Here is a 20,099-nt window from a genome sequence, read left to right as displayed (position 1 = left end):
CAACGCTGCAACAAATGCAAATGCCACACAGATCATGAGGACATTCAAAGATCGCGTCAGTCCCATTGGTCTGTCTCCTTTTATGCATCCGACCAGAGCCAGATGCGCGTTGGTAGAGAAGCAGAATCTAAGCATAAATTGACATAAACAAAAGAAGATTTCGTATTGTAATAACGGGTGATAGTAGAAAGAACCTTTCATTTACCAGTTAAGTTATTGAAATATATATTGATTAAATCCTGTTCACATTTCATGAAAAAGTCATGAATTTGCCGGTTTTGAGTAAGGCTCTTGCGACGGATTACCCGTTTGCGCAGCGATTTTGACATTGAGTGAGGCTATCCAGTTAACCTACCAAAGCGAGAAAAGCGGATAGGGTGAGCACGGAAATTACCGTGGAATAGAGGATCACATTGGAGGTGACGGTCGCCTCGCGGCGATAATGTTCAGCCAGCATGAAGGGCCCGGTCCCAGCCGGAAGGGCCGCGAGCAATGTGGCGCTTTCCGCCAGAAGCGGCGGCAGGCGGAAGACATGGACCGCCAGCAGCCATGTCGCGAGCGGATGTACGATCAGCTTGACGAAGACGAGGAAGCTGATGGCATTTACGCTGTCGCGTTCCAGATTGCGGGGCAAGGCCAGAAACAGGCCTAGCGTCACCAAGGCACAGGGAGACGCGGCGCTGCCAAGCATTTTCAGGAAGGTTTCGGCGGGACCGGGGATGGTCCAGCCGGAAAAGGAGAAAGCCGCGCCGAGCGCTGGCGCTGCCAGCAGCGGATTGCGGATCAGCGAGCGAACGACTTTCCAGATAAGGCGCAGAGGCTTCTTTTCGGTCTGTAAGCCGATTTCGATCAGAATGATGGCGGCGGCAAAAGTTATGCAAACCGTGATGATGATGGAAATCGTCGTCGCAGGAAGAACAGCAGGGCCAAAGGCAACCAGCGAGAGCGGGATTCCCATGTAACCGGTATTGGAGTAGGCCGCGTTCAGACCGTCCAGCGCATTGTCCGCCAGCGGTAGCCTGCCGCGCAGGCGGACGAGAAAGGGCAGAGCGAAAGCTATGGCGCTGCTCAGCAGATAGGCACCGATAAAGCCCGGTTGCCAGAGTTCGCTGCCCTGGGTGTTGGCCATGATGTCGAAAAGCAGGGCAGGGAGTGCGAGATAGACCACGAACCGATTGAGTTCCGTGATGGCGTGTTCGCCCAGTACTTTCAGCTTGAATGCGCCCCAGCCCGAAAAAATAAGCGCGAATACCGGCAGGACGACAATGAGTGTGGAAAGCATGGCAAATCAATGGCTGGTAATGAAAGCGAAAAGGCGCAGAGGCGCTCCGTACAGCCCCATCATGTCTAGAAATCTATTGCCCATTCCGAATCGGAAATGAAGCAAAACATGGCGCCTGCACTCAAGACTTAACGGGCTTTGTTGCTTTCCAGCCACTTTTTCCATGTTTTCGTGCCGCCGGCAAAGACATTGATATCCGCATCGCCCTTGATGCCGGGAATGCTGCCGGTGCCGGTATATTGCCAGAACGTCCATGGATGCGGCCCGTATTTTTCATCCGGATGACCTGCCGTCGAGCGCAGCCAGAACGGGTAGTTCGCAAACTGGCGCAAATTGTTGTCGTCGAAGAAATCGACGGTCGTATAGATAATTGGCCGCTTGCCGTAATGTTTTTCTATCGCTTGCAGGAAGATACGCATTTCCTTGCGAACGATGGCGGCATCGGGCCTTAATTTGCATGTGGGCGAATGAGCGTTCCATTCCATATCGAGGACGGGCGGCAAGGCGCCGGGATCGCGAGGTACGTTGCGGATATACCAGCGCGCCTGCTCGATAGCCGGGCGGCAGAAATAGTAGAAATGATAGGCGCTACGCGGGATGCCCGCCTGTTTCGCGCCATTCCAGTGTTCTGTGAAGCGTTCGTCGAAGCGGTCGCCGCCTTCGGTTGCCTTGATGAAGACAAAGGAAATACCGCTGGCGCGTACTGCGCGCCAATCCACATCGGTCTGGTATTTGGAAACGTCCGTGCCATGGACCGGGTAATGCCAAGGCGTTCTGCCGGTCCATTCATGCGGCTTACGATCGTCAAAGCGCGGGGCCTTGACGGGGCCGGAGGGCGGCGCGATGCGCTGCACTGCACTATGGGACTTTTTCACATCGGAAAAGTCGTAATCTACTGTCGTGCAGGCGGACAGAAGAAAAACGCCAAGGGCAAGAAGGCTGCGGTTGGCCAGAGATTTCATGAAATGGTTCCGGTATCGCGAATCAATCCCTACAACGGTTACGCGATCCGCGACGGCGCGTCATTAGTTGCGATAAAGAAATAGGGATTGCGAATGCTTATTCACCAGCGCGAATGACTGCGATCCAGACAAAGCCGCGATGGAGAATCTGCTGGTTTGCGCTCGCTCCCTGTTCGGCAGCGAGGTCTTTACAGACGGTAAAGAGTTCCTCGTGCGGCGTTACGTGATACCAGCGCAGCCATGTGAACAGGGCTTTCCTGAACCAGCCGGGAAGGCGGGCCTGATCGCCGAAATCAACGATGTGAAGCTCGCCGCCCGGCGCAAGGTGACGGATGCTCTCACGAATGACCGATTGCCATTGCGGGATCATCGATACGGCATAGGAAATGAAAATACGGTCGAAGCCGGATTTCTGGAAAAGCTGGTGAGGGTCGAATTGTGCGGCGTCGGCGCGTTCCAGCCAAGTGCGGTTTTCTATGCCTGCGCGTTGCGCAGCCCGCTGGGCGGTATCGAGCATTTCAGCGGAGATGTCGATGCCGAAAAGATTGGCGTGAGGGTAAAGTCTGGCCGTTTTGACGAGATTGCGCCCTGTGCCGCAGCCGATCTCCAATATGCTGCCGTCTTGCGGCGCGACGAGACCCGCAATCATGGTGTCGCGGCCCAGAAGGTAATATTTGCGCGTGGCGTCGTAGAAATGGCGCTGATGGCGATAGACGCGGTCCATCAGGCTTGCATGGTCAACGCCTTGACCGCTCCACGGTCGGTGCTGCATTTTATGCGTCCTTTAAGACATAAAGGTGAAATCCGCCATAAATGGACGAGCGGTCGCGCTCATGCAGGATGCGCGATTCCTCTTCCTGATAATCCCAACGATCAAGAATGGCTGTTACGACACGACCGGGAAGCAGGCTTGGCTCGGCAGCGGTGCGGAATATGACGCGTGCGCCGGGGGCGGCGGTACGGGTTATCTCACTCCAGAGCATGTTGAGCTGTGGGTCGTTCATCCAGTCCTGCGCATCGAGCAGGATATAGCGATCCACGGAGGCAGCGGGCTTTTCAGCAAGGAAATCGGTGTAATTTGCGTTTTGCACGGTCATACGGTCGGCCCGCGCGCGCACCGTTTCAAAGTTTGAACGGGAAAGATAGGGCGGCAATGGGCCAGTTTCCTCATTGCCGCTATAGCTGCGCCCGAATGCCTGCCAAGCGAAATAGTTTTCGGTCAAGGGAAAGGCGCAGGCAAGCTTTTCAAGGCGGGCACGCAGGACAACGGCCATGTCGCCATTTCCCGCCGTTGCTAATGCGTCATATTGCTGTGGCGGGATGCCCAGACCGAACAGTGAGGATTTACGCGCTGTTGCCCAGCGCACCATGCGCTTTTCAAACAGGGGCGCGAGAGCGGTATCGAAAAAATTGCGCTGTTCTTCCATCGTGCGCGCTTTGAGAATATCGCGCGGGTCTATGCCGTAAAGGCGTGCCACGCGATGACCCATGCCAATGAAAACACCCAGCAGACCGTGCCGGTAGAGAGCACGGGAGAAAATCGAAATGCGCTGACGGCCATTCCATTTGCGCTTTTCCCAATAGGCACGGCTTTCGACATCGAGATGAGGGCTGATGAAGCGTTTATATGCTGCGAGATTGGCAGCATCGTCCGCCTTGCCGTAAAAGCGGTAAAAGGCGTTATAATCGGGTAGGTGCTTGAGAGCCGCCAGTTTCAGGCGGTTGAAGGCGACATGGGCCCGATTGAGATCGACGGCCTCGACGCGGGCGGGATTGGCCGTCAGATAAGACAGCGCATTGCAGCCGCCAGAGGCTATGGTCACGATACGGTGGCCGGGGCCTATGGCGAGGGCCGACATATCGACTTCTGGATCTTCCCATATCTGCGGATAGACGAGCCCCTTGAAAAGCCAGGCAAACAATCGTTCGGAAAAGCCTTTGCGCGTAAGCGCGTGGTTTTGTGTCACCGCACGCTGGAGGATCGTACCGTCTGCATTCCGGTTTGCCATCAAACTTCCCTTTGAGACGAATCTCAACTTCGATCAGGGGAGTTAAACATGGTCGAGTGACAGATACGTGACGAGGAATGCAGGCATGATACCTGACTACAGCTTTGTAATTATGGCGGTTTATTACCGTTGGTAAGACTAATTGAGAGAACCTTTCCCCAAGCCAGCCGTTTTCCTATGCGATGTTGACACGAAGGCAATGGATTCCCTCGTAAAACGGACTAGCCGGACACATGGGAAACTGGAAAAGATGTTCAGATCGACACGCGCAATATTAGGTTTCATGGAAGGAGAGCCATTATGAAGAAGTTTCTGATTGCATCGATAGCCGCTGCGTCTTTTCTTGGGTTGGCAGCCTGCAATGACAATTCAAACGAGAACGCCACACCCCCGGCGTCGCCCGCACCGGAAACGCCTGCTGCGCCTTCAAACAATGATACGATGCCGCCAGCAACTACGAACCCAGCGCCATCGACACCTGATACCGGAACGCCGCCTGCAAACTGATAGCGGCGTCCGGATGCCGGTGATTGGCTCAGGGATTGGCAACTAGAATAATGGCGGTCCGGTTTTTCCGGGCCGCTATTTGCCCCGAAAGGAGGCGAGTACATGAATAATCCGGCAGCAATCGGGGAGAAAGACGCAGCGAAAACATTTTCCGTGTTCAAACGCAGGCTTTCTTCGGTTATGGCTTTCATCATGAGCCGCCATTTTCTGTTTCTGATTTCCGCATTCGTTCTCATTGCACTTGCCGCTTGCAGCAAGGGTGAGGAAGAGCAGGCTGCCGTTCCCTCCGGACAGGAAGAGGAGCAGGTGTCGGAACAACTTGGTGCCGACAAAGCAGCCGGGCCTGATCTGATGCAGGCACTGCGGGAAAATTCCGGTGTGATGACTTCGGAAGAAAAGGCTGCCGCCGTGGACCGCGCGCGCAACAACGCTCAGGATGCGGCCAGAGCAGTGGGGCAGAACGCTCAACAGATTGAGGTTGCGGGAGATGCCGCCGCCACTGCCGCCCAGCGTTCGCTGGAAGCACGTCAAACGCCCTGATCCCAAACGCAACTTAAATTATTGTTGTATTGCAGCCAGTTCGGAATTCTATAAAAACGACTCATGTCGATTTGGGTCCGCATTGGTGAGTTCGTTACATCCGTAACGCTGAACGCTATTTCAAGCGTGATCGAAGCCGTGCAGACGGTTTTCGAGGGCGATGCTGACACCCGCAGGCGGGTTGCGTTTTCCATCGCGATGATTGCGCTATCGGCCAAAATGGCCAAGGCGGACGGTGTGGTCACGCAGGATGAAATCCGCGCTTTTCAGAATATTTTCTCGGTGCCGCAGGAAGAGCGCGCACATGTGGCGCGGCTTTACGATCTGGCCAGGCAGGATGTCGCCGGGTTTGAAAGCTATGCGCGCCAACTCGCGAGACTGTGCAGTGAGGGGCAATCCAATTGCCACTTGCTGGAGGATATTCTCGACGGGCTTTTCCATATCGCGACCGCTGACGGTTACGTGCACGACAAGGAAATGGCCTTTTTGTCGAGGGTTGCCGAAATTTTCGGCTTTGACGAGGCAGAGTTTGAGCGCATAGCCTTGCGCTATGTCGAAGGCGGCGAGGGGGATCCCTATGCCATTCTGGGGCTGGTCCGGGGCGTAACCTTCGAGGAAGCGCGCAAGCGGTATCGTGCGCTGGTGAAGGAACATCATCCCGACCGGCTTATCGCGGAAGGCTTACCGCTGGAGTTCATCACCATTGCCAATGCCCGCCTTGCGGCTATAAATGCGGCGTGGGCAAGCGTCGAAAAACAGTTGGAGGCGGCATGAGCGGTGCGGCGAGCGCAGACGAGAACCTGTTTGCGGAACTGGCGTTGACAGCGCCGGATTATCCCGGCGCTACTCTCGATCCATCGCCGAATTTCGGGCCGCGACGCGATGGAAAGACTCCGGCCTTTCTTATTTTGCATTATACAGGCCTGCCCACTGCCGAAGAAGCTCTGGAGATTCTCAAATCACCCGAACGAGAGGTTTCCGCCCACTATCTTGTCCATGAGGATGGGGAAGTGGTGCAGATGGTGTCGGAAAAGGCGAGGGCCTGGCACGCGGGCAAAAGCTTCTGGAAAGGCGAAATTGATCTCAACTCGGCATCGATCGGCATTGAGATCGTCAATCCGGGCGAGCTGGAAAACTATCCCCCCTTCAAGGAACCTCAGATCGAGGCCGTTATTTGTCTTTGCCGCAGTATTTGCGAGCGTTACGAAATTCGTTCCGAGAATGTGCTGGCGCATTCCGATATTGCGCCTGTGCGCAAAAACGATCCGGGGCATAATTTCCCATGGAAACGCCTGCATGATGCAGGTATCGGCCACTTTATCGAGCCGACGCCAATCCGCGGCGGACGCTTTCTGGCGCGCGGCGAACAAGGCCAGCCGGTGGAGGCGCTACAGTCCATGCTCGCGCTTTATGGCTATGAAATCCAGATCAATGGCCTGTTTGACGAGCAGACGGAAATCGTCATAAAGGCGTTCCAGCGTCATTTTCGGCCACAAAATGTGGACGGTGTTGCTGATGTTTCGACCATAGATACACTCTACAGGCTACTTTTTTCCCTTCAAAATGTTACCGCATAAAAAGAGCACGCTAGATTTGTGCATCGACTGCCTACAGTTCATATTACTGTAACAATTTCATCAAATTAGCGATATTACACCTTTAGGTGGTATTCGTCTGGCAGGCCAGGTGCCAGGCGTCGGACTGGCAAGCTTTGTTACAACCCGAAAGACTAATTTACTTCCCTAACCAATCTTCGGCTGCATTTGCCCACCAAATGATCGTCATTCCCGCCGAATACGGGGCAGAGAATGGCTCGTCCAGCGGGATCATCAATCAGAGTGCATCCGCCCGTTAACTGTGGAAACAGTTTTCGGGAAAAATGCGCCACAACCAGAAGTTTGAGGCGTGTGATGTGAGGAAATCAGATCGCACGGCGCTCTAGGAAGACATCGTTGCCCCCAAGACCGGCGATGTCCAGTAAACGGTTCAAGACGGTAGGTTATGAAAGTTAAATTTGTTGTTGTATGCGCCCTCATTGGCGCGATGAGTTCGTTCGGTCTAAGTTCTGCATTGAGTGCTCCAGTGAACGAGCCGACCAATCTGAGCGAGCTTCTCAAGGCGCGGGCCCAAAAGAAAGCCACTGAGGAAAAACAGGGCGCCAAAACAGCTTCGGTCATCTCCAAGCCTGCCGCTCCGGCGGGCAAGGGTTCCAAGCAGGGTTCCGCTGCCAAAGGAAAGAAGCCCTTTTCCAAGATCATCAATCATTTTGCCAGTTCTTATGGCGTCCCCTCCGCGCTTGCTCATGCCGTTGTGCGCCATGAAAGCAATTATCGACCGAATGTGCGCGGCAAGGCCGGTGAGATCGGCCTGATGCAGATCAAGCTTTCGACCGCCCGCGGCCTTGGATATTCGGGTTCGGCCAAGGGTCTTTATGAGCCTTCGACCAATATCCAGTACGGCATGAAATATCTCGCTATGGCGCAGAAGCTTGGCGGCGGCACCACTTGCGGCACGATCCTCAAATATAATGCTGGTCACGGCGCAAAGCGCATGAACCCGACTTCCGCGAAATATTGCAACTCGGTCAAAACCTATATGCGTTCTTTCTAAAGTATATATTTACGTCGGCGGCGGCGTAGTGTTTATGCCGTTCGATGTGAACGAAAAGCCGGTAGCGGTTTTGCTACCGGCTTTTCTGTTGCGCATAATCTTTTTTGTGAATGCTGGTTCCCACTTTTGCCGATCATGCTATATACGCGCGGTCAGTCGGTCGGGTAGCCGCGCTTGTCATATGCCGAAAGGCGGCAGGTGAGGAAAGTCCGGGCTCCACGGAAATACGGTGCCGGGTAATGCCCGGCGGGGGCGACCCCAGGGATAGTGCCACAGAAAGCAGACCGCCCCGTCTTCCGTTTCGTTGCCAAAGCGCGATCCCCGTAAGCGGATCACGCTTTGGCAACGGCAGGGATGACGGGGTAAGGGTGAAAGGGTGGGGTAAGAGCCCACCGCGCCGGTGGCAACACAGGCGGCACGGTAAACCCCACCGGGAGCAAGACCGAATAGGGACGGCGCGCCGACTCGCAGGAGCCGGCAATCGATTTCCGGATCAGCCGTCCGGGTGGGTTGCAAGAGGCGGGTGGCGACATCCGTCCCAGATGAATGGCTACCACGCCGGGCCAAAGCCCGGCCATACAGAACCCGGCTTACAGACCGGCTGACAATCTAAATTCCTAAATGGGCGCCCCACTGAAGAAGTCATAAATCAGCTTCATATTGAGTATGACAATAATAGCGGCTGTGATCGCGGCAAGCAGTGTCATCCAGCGCGGGGCTACCAGCGCGCCCATTTTCTTTTTTTCCGCAGTGAACATTACCAGGGGGATGACGGCGAAGGGCAGTTGCAGGCTCAACACCACCTGCGACAGGATCAGTAGCTCTGTGGTCCCTTTCGAACCATAAAGAAGGGTGACGATGGCCGCCGGGATTATAGCGACAAAACGGGTGATGGCGCGGCGCAGCCATGGTTTGAGGTGGATATCGATAAAGCCCTCCATGACTATCTGCCCCGCCATGGTTGCCGTGATAGTGGAATTGAGGCCGCAGCAAAGTAGCGCGATGGCAAAGAGACTTGGGGCCATTGCGGAACCCAGCAGCGGGCTGAGCAGGGCATGGGCTTTGTCGAGATCTTCGACGCCCGTATGTCCGGTGGCGTTGAAGCTTGCGCCGGCGAGGATCAGGATGGAGGCGTTGACGAGAAGGGCAAAGGTCAGCGCGATGGTTGAATCAAGCGTTGCAAAGTGGATCGCTTCCCGTTTTTCGGCAACGGTGTTGCCGTAATCGCGGGTCTGTATCACACCTGAATGTAGATAGAGATTATGTGGCATTACGGTTGCACCGATAATGCCGAGCGCTATGTAAAGCATGTCCGGGTTGCGGGCGATTTCGGCGGTGGGGGCGAAACCACGAATTACCGCATCCCAATGGGGTTGTGCCATCAATATCTGGATCAGGAAACATAACGCGATAACGCCAAGCAGGGTGATGATGAGCGACTCGACGCGGCGGAATCCTTTGTTTTGCAAATAGAGAACCAGAAGAACGTCAACCGCGGTTATGATGACGCCGATTTCAAGCGGGATACCGAACAGAAGATTAAGGCCAATGGCCGTACCGATCACTTCGGCTAGATCGGTGGCGCAAATAGCCAGTTCCGCCAGAAGCCAGAGGGGCCAGGCAAGAAAGCGCGGATAGGCATCGCGGCAGGCCTGTGCCAGATCGCGGTCGGTTGCGACAGCCAGACGTGCACAGAGCGCTTGCAACAGCACGGCCATTAGATTTGAAATCAGCACGACCGAAAGTAATGTATAGCCAAAACGCGAGCCGCCGGCCAGAGAGGTTGCCCAGTTGCCGGGGTCCATATAGCCCACAGCAACAAGATAGCCGGGGCCGAAAAAAGCCATTGCGCGGCGGAGTTTCGAGCCGGAGCGGTGGACCGCTATAGAACGGTAGACATCCGACATCGATGCTTCACCGCGGTTTCGGCGCCAACCCTCAAATGTGTAGGCTTTATCGGCCAAAGGCATATTTTCATGCGGAGACATGTGCTGAAAAGACCTTATTAAATGCATTTGCAAACTATTTGCATTAGAGTAGGCAGGCGGGAATTCATCCGTCAATGCAACAAATAGGTGGGGGCCTTCATAAATATGTGACAGGGCTTCCCCCAAGACGGGAAATTCCTATTCCATGCCCTGTGCATGCCGCAAGAGTGATAGCGTTGAAAATTCATGGACAGCACAGGGTTTGAAGGCGTGCAGCAAGAAAGAATAACGGTTCATTAAGCTTAATATCCGATAACGGTTTGAACGAATCCGCCATGACGACAACTGGCAGGAAACCGCAGAAAAAATCAGGATAGCGGGATTTGAACCCGGGAAAGGATCGGAATGATGGCTAGCCTCGGCGGAGACCGTTCTCAAGCCGGAGATGTCCAGCTTCGTCACGTTCCGGTGCTTATTTCCGAGGTAATTGATGCGCTGAAACCTGAGTCCGGTAAAGTGATTGTCGACGGTACATTCGGTGCCGGCGGTTATACACGGCACGTTCTTGAAGCGGGTGCGAATGTTATCGCCATTGATCGCGACCCCTCTGCCATCGCGGCCGGGCGGACAATGGAAAATCTTTTTGAGGGTAGGCTGCATCTGGTGGAAAGCCGGTTTTCGGCACTGGATAGAGCCGTTGCGCAGGTGCAGGGAGAAGGTGCCCAGGTGGATGGCGTCGTGCTCGATATCGGCGTGTCGTCGATGCAGATCGATGAGGCTGAGCGCGGTTTTTCCTTTCAGAAGGATGGGCCGCTCGATATGCGCATGTCCGGCAGCGGGCCAAGTGCCGCCGATGTTGTCAACGGGCTGAAGACGGGCGACCTGGCGCGTATTTTCAATTTTCTGGGCGAGGAGCGCCATGCGGGCCGCATTGCGCGCATGATTGACAAGCGCCGCGTGGCACAGCCCTTTACTCGTACGCTTGATCTTGCCAATGCGATTGAAACGCTGGTCGGGCGCAATCCGAAGGATCGCATCCATCCGGCGACGCGTGTTTTTCAGGCGCTGCGCGTTTATGTGAATGATGAGTTGGGCGAACTGGCGCGGGCGTTGCTTGCTGCTGAGCGTGTTCTTAAACCGGGCGGACGTCTGGTAGTGGTGACGTTCCATTCGCTCGAAGATCGTATGGTGAAGCGGTTTTTCGCCGACCGTGCGGGCGGAAGTGCCGGCTCGCGGCATCTGCCAGAAATGCATGTGCGCCATCCCAGCTTTATCCCTGCCGTCAAGGGGGCTATTGGTCCGTCTATGGAAGAAGAAGAGCGCAACCCGCGCGCCAGATCCGCGAAACTGCGTGCAGGTCTGAGGACCGAAAATCCGCCTCTTGAAGATGATCTTTTGCTTTTCGGGCTGCCGAAGCTGCCCGACACGCATGAACTGGCCCGGAGTTGAACGAGTGCTGCGTACTTTCGAACTCATCATGATAGCGGCGATGCTGGTGGCGGCGACGATCACCTATACGATCAAGTATGATGCAGAACGGCAGATCGCCGTCATAGCCAAGATGAAACGCCAGATCGGTTCCGAAAGGGATACGATCACGCTGTTGCGCGCGGACTGGGCATTGATGACGCAGCCGGGACGCTTGCAGAGTCTGGTCGGTGTCTATTCGCAGGAATTGAACCTTGAGCCTATTGAAGCCGAACAGCTTGCGAAAGGCGTCGAAGATATTCCGGAGCGTGAACCGGACGACATTGAGAAACTTATCTCCGGCAGCGATGAACTGGTGGCAAGCGGGGTTCTGGAGCCGGACGCAGTCACTACCGGCAGCATCAGGAAGAATGGGGCGAGGTAGTGATCATGCGGCTGAAGCTCGGATTACCCCGAAAGAAAAAACAGGATTTGAATGATGGCATCGAGCCGGCCGACAGTGGAAAGTTGGCCGGCAAAATGGCTTTCGTGGGTTCGCGCAAAAAGCATGGCAACCGTGCGCGCAACCGCCTCTGGATGGCCATTGCGTGTTTCGTCGGTATTTACGGCGTGATCGGCGGCAAGCTGATCTATTTTGGCGTGATCGGCGGCGAGGAAGAGGATTCCAGCGGCCCCGCCGTGCATCAGCTCGCCTCGCGCCCGGATATTCTCGACCGTAACGGCGAGATTCTCGCAACGGATATCAAGACGGCCTCGCTCTTTGCCGAGCCGCGCAAGATCGTCGATCCGGACGAAACCATCGAGCTGCTTTCGACCGTCATTCCCGATCTCGACTGGGAGACAACCTATCGTCGCCTCAAGAGCGGTGCGGGCTTCGTCTGGGTCAAGCGCGGCCTGACGCCGAAGCAGCAGAGCCAGATCATGGCGCTTGGCGTGCCGGGCACTGGTTTCCGCACGGAAAAGCGCCGCTTCTATCCGGGTGGACCAACGGCCTCCCACATTCTGGGCCTCGTTAATATCGACAATCAGGGTATTGCTGGAATGGAGAAATATGTCGATTCGCAAGGCTTGAGCGATCTGCGCTCGGTCGGTCTTGCAACCGGTCAGTCGCTCGAACCGGTCAAGCTTTCAATCGATATTCGCGTGCAGCATATCGTGCGTGACGTGCTGGTGAAAGCGATCGAACGCTATCGTGCGATTGCGGCTGGCGCCGTAGTTCTGAATGTCAAAACGGGTGAAGTTCTCGCCATGGCTTCAGTGCCGGATTTCGATCCGAACAATCCGGTGCATGCGCTGGACAAGGATCGGCTCAACCGCATGTCGGCAGGCACCTACGAGATGGGTTCGACGATCAAGAGTTTCACGACCGCGATGGCACTCGATTCTGGCAAGTTCAATTTGCAATCCACGCTCGATGCCTCCCGCCCGCTGGTGATTGGCCGCCAGGTCATTCGGGATTTCCACGGCAAGGGCCGTGTGCTGACCTTGCCGGAGGTTTTCATCTATTCCTCCAATATTGGTTCGGGTCGCGAGGCGGATGCAGTAGGTATCGAGGGCCATCGCGCCTTCCTCAAGAAGATGGGTCTGCTCGACCGCATGCAGACGGAACTGCCGGAAGTGGCGCGGCCTGTCGAGCCGCGCGTGTGGAAGAAGGTTCATTCGATGACCATTTCGTTCGGTCACGGTATGATGACCACGCCGCTCCAGACGGCTGTCGGCGCAGCAGCGCTGGTGAATGGCGGCAAATTGATACAGCCGACTTTCCTTACGCGTAGCCAGGCGGAGGCCAGTGAAGTGGCGAAGCAGGTACTGACGCCGCAGGTTTCCGCAGACATGCGTTATCTTTATCGCCTGAACGGAAAAACCGGCTCGGGTCGCCGCGCACAGGTCGATGGCTACCGTGTCGGCGGCAAGACGGGTACGGCTGAAAAGGTCGTCAATGGCCGCTATTCCAGTGATGTGCGCTTCAACGCCTTCCTTGCCGCCTTCCCGATGGACGACCCTGCCTACGTGGTTCTGACGATTATTGACGAGCCAAAACCTGAGGAAGGAAAGTTTAGCGCCACTGCCGGCCTCAATGCTGCCCCGATGGTTTCGGAAATCATACGCCGTTCCGCTTCTTTCCTCGGGGTCAGACCTGATTTTGAAGAGGAAGCGATGCCAGCAATGGTGTCTTCGATTAATTAGGAATGATTCGTGCCATGCCACCTGCCCGGTGGTAATCACGCAACTGAACCTGGATCTGGTATGACGATGAAGCTCAAGGAAATCGCTCTTTTCAAAGAACTGACCTCCGGCGCTGCCGGTGAAGTGGAAATTACGGGTATCACGTCCGATTCCCGTAATGTCGAATGCGGTTTTCTTTTTGCAGCGCTTAAAGGCGTCAAGGCGGATGGAGCGGCATTCGCAGCCGATGCTGTCAAACGTGGCGCTGTCGCGATAATTGCTGGCAAGGATACGCCTATCAATAATACGGGTGTACCTGTACTGCATGTGGACGATCCACGGCATGCGCTGGCGGTTGCCTCCGCACAATTTTACGGCAAGCAACCGGAGGTCATGGTGGCGGTCACAGGCACCAGCGGCAAGACGTCTGTGGCCTCATTCACACGGCAGATTTGGGCCGATGCCGGGTTTCCTGCAGCTAATATCGGGACCACCGGTGTCTTTTCGCCGACGCGAAGCGACTATAATTCACTCACCACGCCCGATCCGGTCGAATTACACCGCGTTCTGGCCGAGCTTGCCGATGAGGGCGTTACCCATGCGGCGATGGAAGCTTCTTCGCACGGCCTCGATCAGCGCCGCCTTGATGGCGTGAAGCTCGCTGCCGGGGCTTTCACCAATCTTGGCCGCGATCATATGGATTATCATGCGACCATAGAGGAATATCTGGGTGCCAAGATGCGCCTGTTCGACACGCTGCTACCGAAGGGCGCGCCGGTTATTATCTTCTCGGACGATCATTATTCGCCGCAGGCTGTCGAGGCGGCTACCGCTGCGGGGTGCAATGTGAAAACAGTTGGGCGCAAGGGCGATTTTATTGCGCTTAAACGCGTAGAGCACGAGCGTTTTCGACAGCATGTCGAAGTGCGGATAAATGACGAGATTTTTGAAATCGAACTGCCACTGGCGGGTGATTTTCAGGTTGCCAATGCGCTGGTTGCCGCAGGGCTTGCCATGGTGACGGGGGTTCCTGCTGCTGCTGCCATGCGCGCGCTCGAACGCCTTAAGGGCGCGCCGGGGCGTCTCGATCTGGTTGGAGCGACCGAAGAGGGTGCACCGGTCTATGTCGATTATGCCCACAAGCCGGAAGCGTTGGAAAATGTCCTGACCTCCGTGCGTCCGTTCACGACAGGCCGTGTCATCGTGGTCTTCGGCTGCGGCGGCGACCGCGACAAGGGCAAACGGCCGATCATGGGCGAGATTGCCTCCCGTTTGGCCGATGTGACCATCGTCACCGATGATAATCCGCGTTCGGAAACGCCTGCGCAGATTCGTTCGGAAATCATGGCCGCCGCACCCCGCGCGATGGAAATCGGTGATCGCCGCGAAGCGATTGTTACCGCCGTGGCAATGATGATGCCTGGCGATACACTGGTTGTTGCGGGTAAGGGGCATGAGGAAGGCCAGACAGTGGGCGACATAACGCTGCCTTTCTCCGACCATACGGAGATTGCGGCAGCTCTTGCCGCGCGTCTTGGGGAGCATAAGGAATGAGCGACTGGCTCTGGACATCCGCCGATATGGTCGAGGCCATGGAAGGCCGCCCTTTCGGGACGCTTCCGGCTGGCATTACCGGCATTTCCATCGACAGCCGCACGCTGAAGGAAGGCGAAGCTTTTTTTGCGATCAAGGGCGATCAGTTCGACGGACACGATTTCGCAACCGCTGCAATGGCGGCAGGTGCGGGAATGCTGGTGGTCAATGAATCGCGGCTTCCCGCCTTCGGCAATCTCAAAGTGCCGATGATTGTGGTCGAGGATGTGCTCGAAGCGCTGGTCAGGCTTGGCATTGCCTCGCGGGCACGCTCAAAAGCACAGATCATTGCGGTGACTGGTTCCGTCGGCAAGACGACGACCAAGGAAGCCTTGCGTCATGTCCTGTCCGATTCAGGCAAGGTTCACGCTTCGGCTGCATCTTTCAATAATCATTGGGGCGTGCCGCTGACGCTCGCTCGTATGCCTGCGGATACCGATTACGGCATCTTTGAAATAGGTATGAACCATCATGGCGAGATCCGTCCGCTGGTGAAGATGGTGCGGCCGCATATCGCGCTGATTACGCTGGTCGCTCCTGCCCATCTTGGACATTTTGCCAATCTGGAAGAGATAGCAACGGCAAAAGCCGAGATTTTCGAAGGAGTAGTTCCTGGCGGCTATGTTCTTCTCAATCGTGACGACAAGCGTTTCAGGCAGCTCGAAGAATTAGCGCAGAAGGCCGGTATTGAGCACATTACGCCTTTCGGCGCGAATGCGCGATCAGACTATCGCCTGCGTGAAGTAAAACTGCTTCCGAACTGCTCGTGCATGACAGTCAGGATTGGCGGCGAGGAGGCGGTGGTCAAGGTCGGGATGCCGGGACGTCATGTCGTGCAGAATATGCTTGCCGTTCTGGGTGCCGCGCATCTGGCCGGCGCGGATATGGCCAAGGTTGCGATAGCGATGGCGGCGCTGGTTGCGGAAGGCGGACGTGGCGCGCGGCATGTACTTGAGCATCCTGATGGGGGGTCGTTCACGCTGATCGATGAAAGCTATAATGCTAATCCAACTTCGGTGCGGGCGTCGCTGTCGTTGTTGCAGGCGACGCCGCCGGAAGGGCCGCGCGGACGCCGCATCGCGGTTCTGGGAGATATGCTCGAACTCGGACGTCAGTCCGGTAAGCTTCATGCCGATCTTGCCCGCCCTATTGTCGATGCGCAGGTGAACGCACTTTATATCGGCGGACGTGAAATGTCGGTGCTTAAAAACGCATTGCCAGTTGAAATTCATGTCGAGTACAGGCAGAGCACCGATGAATTGCTGCCGCTGGTGGTGAAAGCGATCCACCCCGGCGATGTCATTATGGTGAAGTCATCCAAAGGGGTCGGCTTCTCCAGGATCGTCAAGGCGCTGACGAGACGTTTTCCGTCAGTGACGCCCGCCGAATAGGCAGTTTTTGAGGGATATTTTTCCGTATGTTGATGCTTCTTACAGTTTTTGCCGAGCATGTGACGCCGTTCAACGTGTTCCGCTATATCACGTTCCGCACTGGCGGAGCGATGATTACCTCGGCCCTCATCGTTTTTCTGTTCGGTCCGGCAATTATTAATTCGTTACGCGCGCGGCAGGGCAAGGGACAGCCGATCCGCGCCGACGGCCCGCAGACCCATTTCAAGAAGGCCGGAACACCCACTATGGGCGGACTGATGATTATGACAGGCATTCTTGCCTCATGCTTGCTGTGGGCCAATCTCTCCAGCATCTATGTCTGGGTGGTTCTCATCGTCACGGTCGGCTTTGGAGCCATCGGTTTTTATGACGATTATCTCAAGGTCACGAAGCAATCCGACAAGGGATTTTCAGGCAAGATACGTCTGGCCATCGAGTTCCTGATAGCTGCGATCGCCGCTTTCATCATCATGCGCGCGGGGCAGGAGCCTTTCTCCTCGTCGCTGACGTTCCCCTTCGTCAAGCAGTTCGTCCTCAATCTTGGCTGGTTCTTCATCCCCTTTGCCGCTTTCGTGATGGTCGGCGCGGGCAATGCGGTGAACCTTACCGACGGCCTCGACGGCCTTGCTATCGTGCCGGTGATGGTTGCGGCTGCGTCCTTTGGCTTTATCGCCTATCTTTCGGGCAATGCGATCTTCGCAGATTATCTGCAAATCCATTTCGTGCCGGGCACCGGCGAACTGGCGGTGGTGCTGGGTGCGGTCATCGGGGCAGGGCTTGGTTTTCTGTGGTTTAATGCGCCGCCCGCTGCAATCTTCATGGGTGATACGGGTTCTCTGGCCCTGGGGGGGATGCTCGGCACCGTTGCGGTCGCTACCAAGCACGAAATCGTTCTGGCCATCATCGGCGGCCTGTTCGTGGTCGAAGCTCTTTCCGTCATAATTCAGGTGGGTTCGTTCAAGCTGACCGGCAAGCGCGTCTTCCTGATGGCGCCGATCCATCACCATTTTGAAAAGAAAGGCTGGACGGAAAGTCAGGTCGTGATCCGGTTCTGGATCGTCGCGATCATCCTCGCCATGATCGGTCTTTCCACCTTGAAGCTCAGGTAACAGGCAAGAGAATGATCCCGATCACCGCCCTCAAAGACCAGACAGTCGCCCTCTTCGGATTGGGCGGGTCGGGTATTGCAACCGCCAAAGCCATTGTGGCGGGCGGGGCGAAGATTGTTGCGTGGGATGATAATCCCGACAGTGTTGCCCGCGCGCAAGGCGCAGGCATTGCGACCGGCGATCTGAGGCAGGCCGATTGGTCGCAGTTCGCCGCCTTCGTGCTTTCGCCGGGCGTACCGCTTACGCATCCCAAGCCGCATTGGAGCGTTGAAATGGCGCATGCGGCAGGCGTGGAAATCATTGGCGATGTGGAACTGTTTGTGCGGGAGCGCAACCATATCGCGCCTGACTGCCCGTTTATCGCCATCACCGGAACCAATGGCAAATCGACCACCACCGCGCTGATTGCCCATATCATCAAGGCATCAGGCCGTGACATGCAGCTTGGCGGCAATATCGGCACGGCGATCCTGACGCTGGAGCCGCCAGCGCAGGGCCGTTTTTATGTGGTCGAATGCTCGTCCTACCAGATCGACCTTGCTCCTTCGCTGAATCCTACTGCCGGTATCCTGCTGAACCTGACGCCGGATCACCTCGATCGCCATGGCGCAATGGAGAATTATGCCGCGATCAAAGCGCGGCTGGTTGAGGCAAGCGGTATGGCCATTATCGGCGTGGATGACACTTATTGCACTGACATTGCCGAACGTCTTGGCCGCAAGGGCGTGAAGGTTACGCGTATCTCCAAAGACAGCCGCCTCGAAAACGGTTATTTTGCCGATGGTCCGATGCTGTTTGTGGCAAAGGGCGGCGAGGCGGAACAATTGGCATCGCTGGAAGGTATCGGTTCTCTACGCGGCGCGCACAACATGCAGAATGCGCTCGCCGCCATCGCGGCCTGTCTTTCGGTCGGGCTCTCAATCGAAGAAATTCGTACCGGCCTAAGCAGTTTTCCTGGTCTTGCCCATCGCATGGAGCAGGTGGGAAATCGTGGCAAAGTATTGTTCGTCAATGATTCCAAGGCGACCAATGCCGAGGCGACAGCCCCGGCGCTAGCGTCATTTCCGCAGAATATCTACTGGATCGCCGGAGGCGTTCCGAAGGCCGGAGGTATTGCATCGCTCACGGACTTCTTTCCGCGCATCGCGAAAGCCTATCTGATCGGCGAAGCTGCGGCACAATTTGCGGCAACGCTCGGCGATGCTGTGCCGTTCGAGATTTCCGACACGCTTGGCGTGGCCGTCGAACATGCGGCGCGCGATGCAGGCAACGATGCCGCGTCAGAGCCTGTGGTGCTGCTTTCGCCAGCCTGCGCAAGCTTTGATCAGTTTCCGAATTTTGAGAAACGCGGGGATACTTTCCGAAGTGCCGTTCTCGCGCTTCCGGGCACCAATCCGATGAGAGGAGAAAGCTGATGGTAAGTCGCGTTGATCGCGGTCCTGTCGCCAATTGGTGGTGGACAATCGACCGTTACTTTCTTGCCGCATGTCTGGGCCTGATGGGGCTTGGTGTGCTCTTGTCTTTTGCCGCCAGTCCTGCTGTGGCAGAGCGCATCGGACTTGATAGTTTTCATTTTGTCGAGCGTCAGGTCATTTTCATGGTGCCTGCCGTGGCGGTGATGATTGGCGTCTCGTTCTTTTCTCCGCGCCAGATCAGGCGATTTGCGCTGGCTTTGCTGGGGTGCGCATTGGTCCTTATGGTTCTGGCGCTGTTTTTCGGTATCGAGGTTAAAGGTGCGCGGCGCTGGGTCAATCTGGTCGGTATTTCTATCCAGCCATCGGAATTCATGAAGCCCGCTTTCGTGGTCATTTGCGCATGGCTGTTTTCCGAGCGCGAGCGCGGCGGCGAAATGCCGGGTAATCTTCTCGCAATGATGCTTTTCGGCCTTGTGGCTGTGCTTCTCGTTCTCCAGCCCGATCTCGGTCAGACCATTCTGACAGCGGGCACATGGGGCGCGATGTTCTTTCTGGCTGGGCTACCAATGCTCTGGATCATCATGCTGGGCGGTCTTGCCATAGTCGGTGGTTTTAGCGCCTATATGGTGTTCCCGCATGTGGAAGGCCGTATCAACCGCTTTCTCACCGGTGAGGGCGATACGTTCCAGGTCGATGTGGGGCGTGAGGCGATCCTCCGCGGAGGCTGGTTCGGGCAGGGGCCGGGAGAAGGTACGGTCAAGCGGATCATCCCCGATAGCCACACAGATTTCATCTTTTCGGTCGCAGCCGAAGAATACGGCATTGTGCTTTGCATCATCATCATGCTGCTCTTTGCCTTTATCGTGGTGCGTGGCCTTTCCATTGCGATGCGCGAGCGTGATGCGTTCACGCGCCTTGCGATGTCCGGTATTGTTATCCTGTTTGGGTTCCAGTCGATCATCAATATGGCGGTGAACCTCCATCTGATGCCTGCAAAGGGCATGACGCTACCGTTCATTTCCTATGGCGGCTCGTCGCTGATCGCAATCGCAATCACCATGGGTATTCTTTTGGCGCTCACGCGCCGCCGACCGGAAGCCCGAATGACGCATACGGTGGGAATGGGCGAGCGCTTGCCGGTGTTGTGAGGGGCCGCTCT

18 protein-coding genes and 1 other RNA gene are annotated in these 20,099 nt (G+C 56.2%); 13 read left to right on the top strand and 6 right to left on the bottom strand.

Annotation, left to right across the window (positions count from 1 at the left end; translation table 11 throughout):
* Positions 1–346: 346 nt before the first annotated feature.
* From KUG47_RS10650 to KUG47_RS10630, 5 genes are all read right to left on the bottom strand, one after another.
* A complete protein-coding gene (locus KUG47_RS10650) occupies positions 347–1,282 on the bottom strand; it encodes an AEC family transporter (protein ID WP_217677945.1) in 936 nt (311 codons plus the stop codon).
* A 128-nt stretch (positions 1,283–1,410) separates the two neighbouring features.
* Positions 1,411–2,244, bottom strand: a complete 834-nt coding sequence (locus KUG47_RS10645) for a glycoside hydrolase family 25 protein (protein WP_217677944.1) — start codon at positions 2,242–2,244, stop codon at positions 1,411–1,413.
* 97 nt (positions 2,245–2,341) lie between these two features.
* Positions 2,342–3,016: a class I SAM-dependent methyltransferase gene (locus KUG47_RS10640; RefSeq protein WP_217677943.1), complete on the bottom strand. Its 675-nt coding sequence runs from the start codon at positions 3,014–3,016 to the stop codon at positions 2,342–2,344.
* A 1-nt stretch (position 3,017) separates the two neighbouring features.
* Positions 3,018–4,253, bottom strand: coding sequence for a BtaA family protein (locus KUG47_RS10635; RefSeq protein ID WP_217677942.1), 1,236 nt, complete (start codon positions 4,251–4,253; stop codon positions 3,018–3,020).
* Between the two features lie 281 nt (positions 4,254–4,534).
* Positions 4,535–4,864: a hypothetical protein gene (locus KUG47_RS10630; RefSeq protein ID WP_217677941.1), complete on the bottom strand. Its 330-nt coding sequence runs from the start codon at positions 4,862–4,864 to the stop codon at positions 4,535–4,537.
* On the opposite strand from KUG47_RS10630, the gene KUG47_RS10625 reads away from it, so the two are divergent.
* From KUG47_RS10625 to rnpB, 5 genes are all read left to right on the top strand, one after another.
* Positions 4,863–5,300: a hypothetical protein gene (locus KUG47_RS10625; protein WP_217677940.1), complete on the top strand. Its 438-nt coding sequence runs from the start codon at positions 4,863–4,865 to the stop codon at positions 5,298–5,300. The two genes, KUG47_RS10630 and KUG47_RS10625, sit on opposite strands and share 2 nt — an antisense overlap.
* A 63-nt stretch (positions 5,301–5,363) precedes the next feature.
* Entirely contained in the window at positions 5,364–6,074 is a 711-nt protein-coding gene (locus tag KUG47_RS10620) for a J domain-containing protein (protein ID WP_217677939.1), read from the top strand.
* Positions 6,071–6,877 (top strand): N-acetylmuramoyl-L-alanine amidase, encoded by an 807-nt coding sequence (locus KUG47_RS10615; protein ID WP_217677938.1) that lies wholly within the window; start codon positions 6,071–6,073, stop codon positions 6,875–6,877. The genes KUG47_RS10620 and KUG47_RS10615 overlap by 4 nt, the downstream gene beginning before the upstream one ends.
* Positions 6,878–7,301: 424 nt before the next feature.
* Positions 7,302–7,910, top strand: a complete 609-nt coding sequence (locus tag KUG47_RS10610) for a lytic transglycosylase domain-containing protein (RefSeq protein WP_217677937.1) — start codon at positions 7,302–7,304, stop codon at positions 7,908–7,910.
* Between the two features lie 152 nt (positions 7,911–8,062).
* An RNA gene (gene rnpB / locus KUG47_RS10605) (RNase P RNA component class A) lies at positions 8,063–8,519 on the top strand.
* An 8-nt stretch (positions 8,520–8,527) separates the two neighbouring features.
* Here the strand turns inward: rnpB and KUG47_RS10600 are convergent.
* The gene (locus KUG47_RS10600) at positions 8,528–9,898 is read right to left on the bottom strand and encodes an Nramp family divalent metal transporter (protein ID WP_217677936.1); all 1,371 of its coding nucleotides are present in this window, start codon (positions 9,896–9,898) and stop codon (positions 8,528–8,530) included.
* A gap of 345 nt (positions 9,899–10,243) precedes the next feature.
* Here KUG47_RS10600 and rsmH point away from each other — a divergent pair, with 345 nt between their 5' ends.
* The 8 genes from rsmH to ftsW are packed head-to-tail and all read left to right on the top strand — an operon-like array spanning position 10,244 to position 20,088.
* Complete coding sequence (gene rsmH, locus KUG47_RS10595) at positions 10,244–11,287, top strand: 16S rRNA (cytosine(1402)-N(4))-methyltransferase RsmH (protein ID WP_217677935.1); 1,044 nt, start codon at positions 10,244–10,246, stop codon at positions 11,285–11,287.
* 4 nt (positions 11,288–11,291) lie between these two features.
* A complete protein-coding gene (ftsL, locus tag KUG47_RS10590) occupies positions 11,292–11,690 on the top strand; it encodes a cell division protein FtsL (RefSeq protein ID WP_217677934.1) in 399 nt (132 codons plus the stop codon).
* Positions 11,691–11,695: 5 nt separating this feature from the next.
* On the top strand, positions 11,696–13,453 hold the full coding sequence (locus KUG47_RS10585) for a peptidoglycan D,D-transpeptidase FtsI family protein (RefSeq protein ID WP_217677933.1): 1,758 nt from the start codon (positions 11,696–11,698) through the stop codon (positions 13,451–13,453).
* Positions 13,454–13,513: 60 nt separating this feature from the next.
* The gene (locus KUG47_RS10580; protein WP_217677932.1) at positions 13,514–14,986 is read left to right on the top strand and encodes a UDP-N-acetylmuramoyl-L-alanyl-D-glutamate--2,6-diaminopimelate ligase; all 1,473 of its coding nucleotides are present in this window, start codon (positions 13,514–13,516) and stop codon (positions 14,984–14,986) included.
* The gene (locus tag KUG47_RS10575) at positions 14,983–16,416 is read left to right on the top strand and encodes a UDP-N-acetylmuramoylalanyl-D-glutamyl-2,6-diaminopimelate--D-alanyl-D-alanine ligase (RefSeq protein ID WP_217677931.1); all 1,434 of its coding nucleotides are present in this window, start codon (positions 14,983–14,985) and stop codon (positions 16,414–16,416) included. The genes KUG47_RS10580 and KUG47_RS10575 overlap by 4 nt, the downstream gene beginning before the upstream one ends.
* Positions 16,417–16,442: 26 nt before the next feature.
* Positions 16,443–17,525, top strand: a complete 1,083-nt coding sequence (gene mraY, locus KUG47_RS10570) for a phospho-N-acetylmuramoyl-pentapeptide-transferase (protein ID WP_217677930.1) — start codon at positions 16,443–16,445, stop codon at positions 17,523–17,525.
* A gap of 11 nt (positions 17,526–17,536) precedes the next feature.
* A complete protein-coding gene (gene murD / locus KUG47_RS10565; RefSeq protein ID WP_217677929.1) occupies positions 17,537–18,940 on the top strand; it encodes a UDP-N-acetylmuramoyl-L-alanine--D-glutamate ligase in 1,404 nt (467 codons plus the stop codon).
* A complete protein-coding gene (ftsW, locus tag KUG47_RS10560; protein WP_217677928.1) occupies positions 18,940–20,088 on the top strand; it encodes a putative lipid II flippase FtsW in 1,149 nt (382 codons plus the stop codon). The genes murD and ftsW overlap by 1 nt, the downstream gene beginning before the upstream one ends.
* Positions 20,089–20,099: the final 11 nt, after the last annotated feature.

The sequence above is a fragment of the Falsochrobactrum tianjinense genome, assembly GCF_019100495.1.
Lineage (GTDB): Bacteria > Pseudomonadota > Alphaproteobacteria > Rhizobiales > Rhizobiaceae > Brucella > Brucella tianjinense.
This window is presented reverse-complemented; position numbering and strand designations above follow the sequence as displayed.